Source organism: Xylanibacter ruminicola 23, assembly GCF_000025925.1.
GTDB lineage: Bacteria > Bacteroidota > Bacteroidia > Bacteroidales > Bacteroidaceae > Prevotella > Prevotella ruminicola.
This window is the reverse complement of the sequence record NC_014033.1, coordinates 3,143,884-3,156,725: the sequence shown is the minus strand read 5'-3', so window position 1 is coordinate 3,156,725 and position 12,842 is coordinate 3,143,884. Positions and strand designations below refer to the sequence as shown.

At 49.2% G+C, this 12,842-nt stretch carries 10 protein-coding genes; 3 read left to right on the top strand and 7 right to left on the bottom strand.

The window, feature by feature from the left end; all coding sequences use genetic code 11:
- Positions 1 to 57: 57 nt before the first annotated feature.
- From PRU_RS13365 to PRU_RS13345, 5 genes are all read right to left on the bottom strand, one after another.
- Entirely contained in the window at positions 58 to 1,743 is a 1,686-nt protein-coding gene (locus PRU_RS13365) for a nucleoside kinase (RefSeq protein WP_013065035.1), read from the bottom strand.
- Positions 1,744 to 1,746: 3 nt separating this feature from the next.
- The gene (locus PRU_RS13360) at positions 1,747 to 2,292 is read right to left on the bottom strand and encodes a hypothetical protein (RefSeq protein ID WP_148214894.1); all 546 of its coding nucleotides are present in this window, start codon (positions 2,290 to 2,292) and stop codon (positions 1,747 to 1,749) included.
- A 25-nt stretch (positions 2,293 to 2,317) separates the two neighbouring features.
- Positions 2,318 to 4,381: a PP2C family protein-serine/threonine phosphatase gene (locus PRU_RS15475; RefSeq protein ID WP_049769176.1), complete on the bottom strand. Its 2,064-nt coding sequence runs from the start codon at positions 4,379 to 4,381 to the stop codon at positions 2,318 to 2,320.
- 94 nt (positions 4,382 to 4,475) lie between these two features.
- Positions 4,476 to 5,867, bottom strand: a complete 1,392-nt coding sequence (locus PRU_RS13350; protein WP_013065204.1) for an MFS transporter — start codon at positions 5,865 to 5,867, stop codon at positions 4,476 to 4,478.
- Between the two features lie 8 nt (positions 5,868 to 5,875).
- Positions 5,876 to 7,828, bottom strand: coding sequence for a sialate O-acetylesterase (locus PRU_RS13345; protein ID WP_013063474.1), 1,953 nt, complete (start codon positions 7,826 to 7,828; stop codon positions 5,876 to 5,878).
- A gap of 164 nt (positions 7,829 to 7,992) precedes the next feature.
- On the opposite strand from PRU_RS13345, the gene PRU_RS13340 reads away from it, so the two are divergent.
- From PRU_RS13340 to PRU_RS13330, 3 genes are read left to right on the top strand one after another with little or no spacing between them, the layout of a single operon-like run.
- Entirely contained in the window at positions 7,993 to 9,441 is a 1,449-nt protein-coding gene (locus PRU_RS13340; protein WP_013064130.1) for an MFS transporter, read from the top strand.
- 17 nt (positions 9,442 to 9,458) lie between these two features.
- Positions 9,459 to 10,460 (top strand): glycoside hydrolase family 43 protein, encoded by a 1,002-nt coding sequence (locus tag PRU_RS13335; RefSeq protein WP_013063388.1) that lies wholly within the window; start codon positions 9,459 to 9,461, stop codon positions 10,458 to 10,460.
- A complete protein-coding gene (locus PRU_RS13330) occupies positions 10,453 to 10,947 on the top strand; it encodes an RNA polymerase sigma factor (protein ID WP_013064192.1) in 495 nt (164 codons plus the stop codon). Before PRU_RS13335 ends, PRU_RS13330 begins: the two co-directional genes overlap by 8 nt.
- Here PRU_RS13330 and PRU_RS13325 read toward each other — a convergent pair.
- Positions 10,940 to 12,169: a M16 family metallopeptidase gene (locus PRU_RS13325; RefSeq protein ID WP_013064976.1), complete on the bottom strand. Its 1,230-nt coding sequence runs from the start codon at positions 12,167 to 12,169 to the stop codon at positions 10,940 to 10,942. The two genes, PRU_RS13330 and PRU_RS13325, sit on opposite strands and share 8 nt — an antisense overlap.
- Before the next feature lies 1 nt (position 12,170).
- Positions 12,171 to 12,824, bottom strand: a complete 654-nt coding sequence (queC, locus tag PRU_RS13320; RefSeq protein WP_013063020.1) for a 7-cyano-7-deazaguanine synthase QueC — start codon at positions 12,822 to 12,824, stop codon at positions 12,171 to 12,173.
- Between the last annotated feature and the right edge of the window lie 18 nt (positions 12,825 to 12,842).

Sequence of the window (12,842 nt, the reverse complement as noted above, 5' to 3'; positions counted from 1 at the left end):
TATCAAAAAAGGCTTGCTCTGGATTATTGAGCAAGCCTTTGTTTTGTTGTTTGTTTTTTATCCGCGGTATTTGAAGCTGCTGCCACCAACGAACTCACGCATGATGCTAGTGGGGGGAATCTCCTTATCGCTGATGGGGATAAAGTAATGCAGGAACTTTAACAGGCGATGGGCTTCGGCATACTCCGGGCAGTTTTTGGGAACTGACGCGAGGATCACCTCGGCATGGGTGCGCAACACGGCAAACTCGATGTTGAGGGCCGAGTTGAACATCACATCGGCTGTTTCCTGGAAAGGTACAATCCACTGATCCTCGGCCTCGCACACGCTGTGCCACTGACTGATAGTCTCACGAGCTGAGAAGGCTCCTTTGTTGTAGTCGCGGATAATGCGACGCAGCAAACGGTTGTCCTGTGTGGGAATCCAGTTATGATCGTCGAGCGAGATACTGGTAAGGGCCGAGATGTAAATCTTGTACTTGGCCGAATCGGGAATCTGCTTAGTGAGCAGGGGATTCAGGGCGTGGATACCCTCGATAATCAGCACGCTATCGTTGCTCAACTTAAACTTCTTGCCATTCCACTCGCGCTTACCAGTTACAAAGTTATACTGGGGCACTTCTACTACCTCGCCCTTCATCAGGCGCTCCAGGTGCTCGCCCAGCAACTTGTAATCCACGGTCTCGATATTATCAAAGTCGTACTGACCGTTAGGCAGCTTGGGGGTATCGACACGGTTCACAAAGTAATCGTCGGTTGAGAAAGAATAGGGACGCAAACCGCAAGCCAGCAGCTGCACAGAAAGACGCTTACAGAAGGTGGATTTACCTGAGCTCGACGGTCCTGTAATGAGGACTATACGGATGGGATTCTCTGGGTCGCGGAAACGCTGGTCGATCTCCTCGGCGATTTTTACAATTTTCTTTTCCTGCAGGGCCTCGCTCACCTGAATCAGCTCGGAGCCATAGCCACGCAGGATGGCCTTGTTGACATCGCCGGCATTCGACAGGCGCATGATGATATCCCAACGTACCTTTTCGGCAAACACCTCGAACGTGCGAGGCATGTCAACCTTCTCGGCCAATTTGGTAGGATCGTTCTTATCGGGCACACGCAGCAACAAACCGTCGTGATAGCGCTCCAGGCCCCACACCTTAAGGAAGCCTGCCGAGGGCACCAACGGACCATAGTAATAATCTACGGTATCGCCCAGCATATAATAATCGGTATATATCTGACCGCTGGTTTCAATCAACTTTACTTTATCGGCAAAACCACGCTCGCTGAACACACGTACAGCCTCGTCGGTAGTGGCCTCGGTGCGACGGAAAGGCAGGTCGAGATCTACAATCTCTTTCATGCGCTGGCAGATTTTCTGCACATCCTCATCCGTCAGGGGCTCGTTGTTTTTCTTTTTAAAGTTGCAGTAGTAGCCGTTTGAGATGGGGTGCTCCATGTAGAGCTTGCTACCTGGGAACACATCGCTGGTGGCCTTGTAGAGCACAAAGCACAGCGAACGGGTATAAACACGACGACCAGAACCACTGCGGGCATCAAGGAACTCTACGTCGCGATTCTGATACAAACGGAACTTCAGGCCTTGCGAGGCGTTGTTGACCTTGGCCGATACTACTGGATACTTAAAATTAAGTTCGCTGGCAAACGCCTGATAAACGTCGGCCAACGATGTGCCTTCAGGGAAACTCTTGGTGATGTTGTTATTCTTGCAACGGATATGTAACATACTCTACTGGTGTTTTTTCATACTTACCTTATCGATAGCTATCTTTTGGCAACCAACGCCCACAATAGCCAACTGGGCCTTGGCACAGCTACCATGAGCCGTAAACACAGCGTGGTACTGCTGCCACTGGTTGCCTTTGGCACGGATGGTAGCCTCGGCCAGGGGCTGGCGCTGCTCATCAACCAGCTGGATAATCAGCAGTTTGCAGCCTTCCACACGGTCCTCTTCCTTCAAGGCAGGCAGATTGCGCAGGCATACTGAGAAATCGTACTTGGTACCCTCGACTACAGGGATACCATCAAAACCCTGGTTATAGATGGTGTCGCAGCAGATGACGGCATAGCAAGGATTATCGGTACTAACAGGATCAACATGAACCACTACTAAGGGCTTGCGGCTATCCCAAGCGGTGGTGGCATTAGCACCTTTTTCAACCCTGGGGGTTAATTCAAAATCGCCATTACGAATAAGCTCGGCCTCCTGAGCCTGAGCAGTAAGAGTGCATAATGCCAGTAACAGCATCATACAAAGATGTTTACACTTAATCATATCAAATATTCTCTTTTTAAAAAGTCTATACTACATGTAGGCAGAGCATGGTGAGATCGTCGTTAGGATCGGCGCCGTTGCGATGACGATTCACCTCGTTCTTCATGGTATCTACCATATCTCGTGGATTCAGCTGGCTGGCACTTTTAACTACGTTAAGCACCTGTTCGTCGCCAAACTGCTCAAGTTTCGTGTTCTCGGCCTCGTTCAAACCATCGGTATATACAAAGAACAGGTGGCCACGGATATCATCTATCACCTCGCCCTCGTATTTCAGTCCTTCCCAAAGGCCGATAGGCGCATTGGGTTCCATCTTCAGGAATCTGCTCTCGTTGCCATTGCCCAGTATGGGGGGATTATGACCTGCATTACAGAAATCGAGCTTGCCGGTACGCAGGTTCACCATACCGATAAACATGGTAATAAACATGCCGTCGTCGTTATGCTCGCTCAGTTCGGCATTCAGCTCGGTAGCCAACTTGGCTGGCGTGTAGTTACGCTTAACCATAGCACGGAACAACCTGATAACCTGAGCCATGAAGAGCGCTGCGGGCACTCCCTTACCTGATACGTCGCCTACGCAGAAGCACAGGTTATCGCCAATAATCAGATAGTCGTACAAATCGCCTCCTACCTCCTTGGCAGCTGTCATCGAGGCATAGAGATCGAAATCGGAGCGCTGTGGGAACTCGTTAGGCACCATCGACTCCTGAATGTGGCGGGCGATACGCAACTCACTCTCGATACGCTCCTTGGCCGATGTGGTTTCCTCGAGCTGGTCGTAAGCCGCCTTCAGTTCGTTATGCGCCTTGTGCAACTTGGCGGCAGCCTTCTGTTTGTAAAGAGCATAAACAATAAAGAAGCCGATAATCAGAATAATAGTGACAACAGCGGCTATCTGACGCTCGCGCATCAGCTTGGCCTTGTTCTCGGCCAGTCGGGTTTCGTTCTGCTCGGTATTGTAGATAGTGGCCAGTTCGGCTGCATTGTCGGCTCTTGCACGATCGATAGCTACACTCAGCGAGTCGCAGATAAAGGTACTGATAGCATAAACCGAGTCCTTGCGACCTGCCTTGAGGTTGGCCTCGTACTTCTTCAGATAATAGGTCTCGAGATTCTCGATCGAAAACTCCATGCGATATTTGTTTACCAACTCATCGAGTCGCTGGAAACAAACGGCTGCATCTTTCCATTGTTTGGCCTCAATCAGGTACTCGCCAGCATCGTAGATACCCTCAGGACTCTTACTGAACTTGGTGTTTCTGAAGTCGAGATAAGCCAGATACGACTCCTGCGATTGCCCTAACGATACAAGCGCTGTGGCACGATAGATACTACAACGGGCAAGCTGCTTGTCGATATAGTCCTCGTCGGCAGAATATAGCCTCTCGTATTTGTGTACCAGCTCTTCATAGCGGTCGCACCAATACAGGGCCTGCTGATACTGATGGGTGGCATTGCACGAGTAAGCCATATTTACAATGCCTGCAATGGCACCTTTGTAAGTAGATTCGGTAGGTGATGCGCTGATGCGCTCAAGATGCTTGTTATAAGCGCGTTCGAACGATTTCTTAGTAGTTTCTTCCATGCCAGGCAAACGGGCCTGTCCGCAACCGATAAACACCAGCAGGTTTACATAATCGGTGGTGGTATCGCAACCTAACACCTCGAGTTTTTCGGCTGCATTGATGGCCTCTTTCAGCGAACCGTCGTAGTCGCCCTTCAGGTTCAGCAGGTTAGCCAGATGACTGGCCGCCTTGGCGTAATAATCTACCTGCTCGGAATTATTAAAGTTTTCTACTTCGCTCTCGGCCTTCTTCCAGTAATACTCGGCTGTGCGCTTCTTACCCATGCGGTCGCTGGCATAGCCACTCCAATAGTGCGACTGAACTTCGGAAATAGCACCAATCTTACCAAGGCTATCGGCTAAAGACAACAACAACGGATAGTCCTTATGCTTATACGCATCAAGGACTAATCCGTCGGCTGTATTCTTTTCAAGTCCTGTTTCTTTCCGTTCGCCGCATGCAACCACCAGCATCACCACCAGTGAGAAACAAGCCAGTAGTTTAATAGTTCTGTGGCTCATTCTTCTGCCCAATAATCATTTATTGTGGGCAAAGATACGGAAAAAGTTTGAAACTTGCAAGTTATTCAATCAAAAATTTATAAATATCGCTCTTTTATCCACGAGCCTCGATTTCCTTGTTAATCTCGTCCAGACGTTCATCGGTAAGAGGATACTTGTAGATAAGACCTCCAACGATAATCAACAGAACGGCAGGAATGATACAGGTGAACACCAGAATAGCATTCTGGGCTGTTACCGAATACTCGGCCAGGTGGGTATAATAAGCGTTTACAGGTGCGCTGATGAACGAAGCCAGGAACACCGTTACAAAGATGCTGAGCACCAGCTGCAGGCACTTGTTGGCCTTGAACTCGGCAAACATCTCGCCATAGGTAACAGGCTTTTCGGGTGTAGTGGCAATGCGCTCCTTACAACCTGTGAAGCAGTAAAGCAACAGTACAAAACCTACAATAGCAAATACGCAGGTAACGGTAAACCAAGCTGTAGGATCGATAGGCAGAGCCGACTCCTCGCTGGCCAGGTCGAAACCAATCATACCCATTACCAGTGGGGTAATCCAACCAGCGATTGAGAAACCTGCCTTGAAGGCTACACCAGCCAGGGCGTTAACGGTAGCAGCAGGACGGTTGCCTGTACGATACTCGGCCTCGGTAATTACCTCAGGCACAAGGGCCCACATGAGCGAACCAACCAGCAAACCAACACCTGTCATCACCTTAGCTGTCTGTACCAATGTATTGAGCTCGGCCACATCGAAGAACTTACCAATGGTAAACAGGATGACAAAACCTACAAAACCAATGGTGAGCAGCAGGTAATACAAGCCCTTCTTACCCAACCAGCTCTTCAGCATAGGCAGCGAGGGCAGGATAACGAAGGCAGGAATGGTACCAATGGCCATGAACAGAGCCTGGTTCCAGTCGATCATGGTATGAGCTACCATAGCCAAACCGATGGGGAAACCAGCCTGAACCACAATCTGACCGATGTTGGCACATACCATACGGGTAGATGTAAGCTTCAGCACCTCGTCGTTATCGCGAGTCATACTGGCCATGATAGAGCCATAAGGAATATTTACTACCGAGTAGATCATGCTAAGCACGGTATAGCTAACGGTGGCATAAATCAGCTTCACGCTGGGCGACCAGGTAGCGGCCTGTGGCAGCATAAGCAGGCAGGCAGCAACCGTCAAGGGGATACCACCATACAGCAGATAGGCACGATACTTACCCAACTTGGGGTTACGGTTGTCGATATAACGACCCACTACAGGACTCCAGAAGCAGTCGATGAGTCGGACAGAAAGAATCAGTCCGCTTACAAATGCCGGATTAATCTTCAGTACTGTAGTCAGATAAAGCATGAGGTAACATGCTACTGTCTGGAAAATAAGATTCTGCGCCAGGTCGCCCGATCCATAGCCGATGCGCTGGAGCCACGAAAGCTTGTAGAAGCCTTTGGTTTCGTTAGATGTACTCATATTATTTATTAGTTATTAATTGATAATTCGAATGAACTCATGGGCAGTCCGCTCAGCGAGCGAACGTTGGCCTGCTTGGGATCGTCCTTCCAGGCATAGCGGATTTTCAAGGCTGATGCTTGCGAAGCTTGAGGTACGAGAAGGGTTATCACATTACCCTTGCCGACAGCAGGCACATTCTGGTATGTATTGTTACCATTGTTGCAAACCTCGAATGTATAGAGGTCGCCTTCCTGTATGGGCTGGTCGAGTGTGAGCTGGATAGCTGCATCACTCACCTGGGTAGATACCACCTCGGGCGACAGCTTCACCTTATTATTATATAAGAGCTTATCAAAACACAAGCCGATACGCTCGGCCACCTCTTTTTTACGAAGGGGATGGATGTCAACCGTCTCACCCAGGTCGTTAATCACAGCCAGTTCGGCTTTGGCATCGGCCTTAGCCACTACACGCTGAGCCTCGCGCAACTGTGCCCAACCGCTGTTTACAGGCTCTGTCTGTGGGGTGATGGGACGTGGGAAGCCTGTCTGCTGGCGACCGTCGTAGTTGGCCAACTGCACAATCACGAACGGCATCTGCAGGTCGTTCCAGCGATCGCGCCAGCTACCCATCAGCTTTTTCAGATGGTCGGCATAGGGGGCAGGATTGCCAGTATTCGACTCGCCCTGATACCATACCACGCCATTGATGGCATAAGGTGCCAATGGATACAGCACGGCATTATACAGTGTGGTGGGCAGGTTCTGTAACGATACGTCGCTGCTGGGGCACTGGGGCATTTCGGCACCCACCTTCATCTTCCACAGCTGACTGAGTGGCTGCACATCCTTGGGCATGGGGTTCTGCGACAGGCGGTCGTCGCCAAAACACAACATGTAAGGCTTTTCGGGAATGAAATGTACAGCGCCGAACTTATTGATAAAACGGATGGCAATTACATTATCGCCCTCTTTCAGCATACCCTCGGGGATATCATAGCGGCGTGGGGGATACTGATAACCCGTTTGTCCAATCTGCTTGCCGTTCAGATAGGTTACATCGCGATCAAACAGGGTACCCAACAACAGGCGGGCAGGTTTTCCTGCGTGTTCCTTATCAATCGTGATATGCTGTCGGAGCCAAACGCTACCTGTGCCGCGCCAGGTCCAGTTGTTCTGATCAATCTGCTGCCATGAGGTTTCATCTACAGCCACATCGGCATAACCTGGGTCGGTCTGGTTCAGAATGCTTTCCCACTGCTGGTTGGCAGCGCCATTGGCCTGCATTTGTGCGCGTACATAATTATCGTTCTGATACATCTGCAGCTTTTTAATCAGCATGGGATAGTCGGCCTTCAGCGAATCCTCGCTAATCCAAGCCTCGATGGGTGTGCCGCCCCAGCTGTTAACAATAATGCCCTGAGGCACCTTGTTGGTCTGGAACATGCGCTTACCCAAGAAATAGCCGGCAGCCGAGAACAACCAGGCATTCTGCTTGTTCACAGGTTTCCAGTTGATGTTAGTATGGCGGATATCCTCCTTTACACCATGGGTGCTGGTTTCGTTCTGCACACGGAACAAGCGGATTTCATTATTCTCGTAGTTATCAATCTCCTGAGTGTACTGCGGATAAACACGCTCGATGGTTACATCAATGTTCGACTGACCAGAGAGCAGCCATACATCACCCACCAGAATATTATCAATCGTTTGATCGTTGACCGTTAACTGATAAGGGCCACCTGCTTTCATCTTAGGCAGGTCAACACGCCATCGGCCATCGGCATCGGCGGTAGTTTGATACACCTTCTTGTTGAAGCGTACGGTTACGGCTTCGCCGGCATCGGCATGGCCCCAAACAGGTATGAGTTTGCCACGTTGCACCACCATACCCGACTGGAACAGTTTAGGCATGGTTACTTTTGCATCGGCAACTGACAAACAAAATAGTGTTGCGCAAAAAAATATAATTTTCTTCATAATTGTTGCTTTGAGGTCACAAAATTAAGAAAAATCTGCGATGAAACCGCCAAAATGAGTCATTTTGTTATGCAATGACACATTTTGAAAAACATCTGTAACAATTTAAAATATAAACTCGCCGATTTTTCACTACCTTTGCAGCAGTTTTATTTTCAACAGATATGAACAAATTATCATCGCAACAGGTATCATTAGGTGAGAAGGTCGGCTATTCGTTAGGAGATGCCGCTGCTAACTTGGTATTCCAAATGATGATGATTTTCCAGTTGAAGTTCTATACCGATGTATTTGGACTCGACGGAGCTGTTGCTGGTTCGGTGCTGATGATAGCCAGCATTTCGGCCATCATCGTTGATCCTGCCATCGGTTTGCTTACTGATCATACCAACACCCGTTGGGGTAAATTCCGTCCTTGGATGCTTTGGACCGTTATCCCCTTCTGCGTATTCTATATGTTGGCATTCTATAATCCAGGCATTCACCAGAAAAGTTCGGTAGCCATCTACGCAACCATCAGTTATGTGTTGCTAATGACGGCCTACTCCTTTAATAATATACCTTATTCTTCTTTAGGCGGTGTGATGACCAGCGATATTCGCGAACGCACCAGCATTACCACCATCCGTTTTGTGGTAGTAACCATTGCGCAGTTCGTGGTACAGGGTCTTACATTACCTTTGGTAGATCACTTTGCCGAGGGGCACACCTTGCAGCATGGCTGGAGTTGCACCATCGCCATCTTTGCCTGCATCGCCTTTGTGTTCTTTATCATCACGTTTGCTGTGTCGAAGGAGCGCATACAGCCGCCTCCACGCCAACAGCTCAGTGTGAAAGAGGACATTAAAAATACGGTTTCGAATGTATCGTGGAATGCAATGGCATTACTCACATTTGCGCTGTTCGTAACGTTAGCCATGTGGGGATCGGCCATGAACTTCTACTTCCAATACAATGTGGATCAGAAGTCACTATACGATTTCATGTCGCATTTCATCAGTCTCGACTTTAATAATGCCTACTCTATCGGCTTCTCGGCCTTTAACATGACGGGCGCCATCGTGCAGTTTGTAGGTGTTATCTGCTTGTCGCGCTATCTGGCCAACAAGTTTGGTAAGAAGAAGACCTTCAAGGTATGTCTGAGTCTGACGGCATTCCTTACTGCCCTGTTCTATATCCCAGAGCCCACCGATGTAGGATTGCTGTTTGTGATTAACTTCCTGCGCTCATTGGCTTATGCGCCTACCATCCCACTGCTGTGGGCTATGATTGGCGATGTGGCCGACCATATCGAATACGAGAGTCATCGCCGTGCCACAGGCTTCTGCTTCTCAGGCATCGTGCTGGCCCTGAAGTTAGGATTAGGCTTTGGAGGCGCTATCGCAGGCATCATCATTTCGATGTTCGGCTATGTAGCTGGTGGCGAAACTACCATACAGAACGAGAGTGCCACTATGGGTATCCGATTGGTATCGAGCATTGTGCCAGCCATGCTGTTCATGGTAGGTGTGGTGGCGCTGCACTATTACCCCATATCGAAAGAGTATAACGAGAATATGCAGGCAGAACTGTCGGCACGCCGCAGGATTGCCAACCAGAATAATGATTATTAACTATAAAAAATGTGAATATGAAACCACGCTATCTTTATCCAAAAGATTATTATGCAGACCCATCTGCTAATGTGTTTAATGGTAAGCTTTATGTATATCCCTCACACGACTGGGAGGCTGGTGCTGCCTTCGACGACGACGGCGGTCACTTCCAGATGAAAGACTATCACGTTATCTCTATGGAAGACGTAGAGAATGGCGAGGTAACCGACTATGGCAAGATTCTGGATGTTGCCGACGTAAAGTGGGCCGAAAAGCAGATGTGGGATAACGACTGCGTAGAGAAGGACGGTAAGTACTACCTGATTTTCTCGGCTAAGGACTACAATGGTGTATTCCACCTGGGTGTAGCTGTTGCTGATAAACCCGAAGGTCCATTCATTCCACAGGATCAACCTATCCGCGGTTCGTTCTCTATCGACCCCAGCGTGTTTAAAGACGACGACGGACAGATTTACTGCTACTTTGGCGGATTGTGGGGTGGACAGCTGCAGTGGTATCAGGCTCCTGAGAAACTGGTGAAGGAAGGTGTTGACCTGGGCCCTGCTGCTGATAAGAAGACTCAGCTGTTTGCACCTGCTGATGTACCTGCCCTGTCGAGCTTTGTAGTTAAGATGAGCGACGACGTGCTGCAGTTCTCTGAGGCTCCACGTAGCGTAGTAGTGGTAGATAAGGACGGACAGCCCCTGAAGGCTGGCGATCCTCACCGTTTCTTCGAGGCTTCATGGATGCACAAATACAACGGCAAGTACTACTTCAGCTATTCAACTGGCGACAGCCACATGCTGTGCTATGGTATCGGCGACAATCCTTACGGACCATTCACCTATCAGGGTGTGATTCTTGATCCCGTTGTAGGTTGGACTACCCACCACTCTATCGTAGAGTACAAGGGCGAGTGGTTCCTGTTCTATCACGACTGCGTACCTTCTAACGATATTACCCATCTGCGTTCGCTCAAAGTTCAGCGTTTGTTCTATAACGAGGATGGAACTATTCAAAAGGTTGTGAATGATTAATCACCAATTTATAACCAATTATTACATTACTCATCGCGACGAGTTGCTGACTTACGTCAGTACTCGTCTTGGTGGCAGAGCAGAGGCAGAAGACGTGGTTCAGAACGTGTTTCTGCGTCTGCTCACTTCCACCAAATTAATCACCGAAACCACCTTACCAGCCTTAGCATATACCACAGCACGCCACATGATATGCGACTTTTACCGTCGACGTATCTACGCCAACGACTACGAGCATTATATCCGAGAGGTGTGTAGCGAGGAACTTTCGGCCGATTCGGTTTACTCTATCAGAGAGATAACCGAACAGCTGGAACGCGGACTGGCACGACTGCCAGAGAACTGTCGCGAGGTGTATCGTCTTCATATCTACGATGGTATGAAGGTGAGCGAGATATCCGATTTCTTAGGCGAGAACTACAAGAGCGTAGAGTATCGCTTAGGTACAGCCCGCAAGGCCATGCGCCAGTATTTGCGAGCTATTTAAATATCAAGGTTGAAAGCTTATCGGCAGCAAACAACTCGTTTGCAACCTTCTGTACGTCGTCAACCGTTACCTTATCAATACTGTCAAACAGCTTTTCAACGTTTTTCTCCCAACCATAATGCAGGAAACTCTTACCAAAGTCGAGTGCAAACTGTTCGCGATTGTCGCAGGCAATGGCTATCTGACCTTTCAACTGCTGCTTGGCTTTCTGTAAGGCGTTGTCGCTCAATGGTTTCTGCATCACCTTATCCAATTCGCGGCGCACCAGGCGGAGGCATTTACGTACATCGTGTGGGTCGCAACCAAAATAAATGCTCCACATGCCAGTATCGCTGTAGCTTACCATGGTACTCTCAACGGTATAAACCAAGCCATTACGCTCGCGTAAAGCCAGGTTCAAGCGGGCATTCATGCTGGGTCCGCCAAGAATGTTATTCAACAGATACAAAGGGATACGCAAAGGATGGTGGATGTCGTAGCTACGTGTGCCTAACATCACATGTGCCTGGTGCGAACCAATATCCTTGGTAAGCGATTTGGCAGGAACCGCTGTGGGCTTGTCAACCAACGTGGGTTGCTGTTCGGTTGGCGCCTGACCAAAAGTCTGCGCTTTCTCTACCATTTTTACCAGACGTTTGAAATCCACATTGCCATACACAAAGAAAATGGCGTTGTCAGGACGGTAGTTACGCTTTACAAATCGTAAGGCATCAGCGGTTTTATAGGTACGCAGCTGATCGGCATTGCCCAAGATGTTATGCCCCAGGGGATGACCCTCGAACAGCATATTCTCGAACTCATCGTAAATCAGCTCAGCAGGCGAGTCGTTATAACTCTCAATCTCATCGCAGATAACCTCTACCTCCTTATCAATCTCGTGCTGGGGATAGGTGCTGTGAAACACCATATCGGTAAGCAGCGAGATGGCTTTGGCTATATGCTCCTTCTGGATGGCTGCATAAAACGTGGTATCCTCCTTATTGGTAAAGGCATTCAGGTCGCCACCCAACTGCTCCAAACCATTGATAATCTGGATGGCGTTGCGATGCTCGGTGCCCTTAAACGTCAGATGTTCGCAAAAATGGGCCATACCCTCCTCGCCAGGCAACTCATCGCGTGTGCCGGCAGCTATCTGGTAACCGCAGTAAACCACCTCGGCCACCGAGGGCTTGTGGATAATGCGCAAGCCATTGTCAAGGGTATAAGTATTGTAATTTGCCATATTAATCTTCGTATTCTGTAGGATCGTCGATACCAGCATCGGCCAAGGCCTCCTTGCGCTCAACACAGGTGCCGCACTTGCCGCAATGCTTGTCGCCACCACGATAGCACGACCAGGTTTTGCTGTAGTCGATACCCAACTCCTTACCACGGGCAGCAATCTGACCCTTGGTCATATTGCAGTAAGGCGAGAGCAAGCGCACACCATTAAAGGTACCAGCCTGGGCAGTCTTATCGAAAGCATCAACAAACTCAGGGCGACAATCGGGGTAGATGGTGTGGTCGCCACCATGATTGGCCATCATCACATACTGCAGATCGTTACTCTCGGCCATACCTGTGGCAACGGCCAGCATAATGCCATTACGGAAAGGCACCACCGTAGATTTCATATTCTCGCTGGCATAATGGCCCTCGGGGATAGCCTCATCACCCGACAGCAATGAGCTACGGAAATACTCTCCCATAAACTTCAAGGGGATAACCAGGTGCTTGATGCCCAACTGCTCGCAATGATACTTGGCAAAGGGAATCTCCTTGGCATTATGATTACTGCCATAATCGAATGATATGGCCAGCGCAATACGCTCCTGATAGTCGTAGAGCAGTGTGGTAGAATCCATACCACCGCTCAAAATGATGATACTGTCTTTCATCTTCTTAATATTTTGGAT

Bases quoted from the DNA above. Each gene is read 5' to 3' on its own strand.
- PRU_RS13365 (WP_013065035.1), bottom strand. From the start codon at position 1,743: ATGTTACATATCCGTTGCAAGAATAACAACATCACCAAGAGTTTCCCT.
- PRU_RS13360 (WP_148214894.1), bottom strand. From the start codon at position 2,292: ATGATTAAGTGTAAACATCTTTGTATGATGCTGTTACTGGCATTATGC.
- PRU_RS15475 (WP_049769176.1), bottom strand. From the start codon at position 4,381: ATGAGCCACAGAACTATTAAACTACTGGCTTGTTTCTCACTGGTGGTG.
- PRU_RS13350 (WP_013065204.1), bottom strand. From the start codon at position 5,867: ATGAGTACATCTAACGAAACCAAAGGCTTCTACAAGCTTTCGTGGCTC.
- PRU_RS13345 (WP_013063474.1), bottom strand. From the start codon at position 7,828: ATGAAGAAAATTATATTTTTTTGCGCAACACTATTTTGTTTGTCAGTT.
- PRU_RS13340 (WP_013064130.1), top strand. From the start codon at position 7,993: ATGAACAAATTATCATCGCAACAGGTATCATTAGGTGAGAAGGTCGGC.
- PRU_RS13335 (WP_013063388.1), top strand. From the start codon at position 9,459: ATGAAACCACGCTATCTTTATCCAAAAGATTATTATGCAGACCCATCT.
- PRU_RS13330 (WP_013064192.1), top strand. From the start codon at position 10,453: ATGATTAATCACCAATTTATAACCAATTATTACATTACTCATCGCGAC.
- PRU_RS13325 (WP_013064976.1), bottom strand. From the start codon at position 12,169: ATGGCAAATTACAATACTTATACCCTTGACAATGGCTTGCGCATTATC.
- queC (WP_013063020.1), bottom strand. From the start codon at position 12,824: ATGAAAGACAGTATCATCATTTTGAGCGGTGGTATGGATTCTACCACA.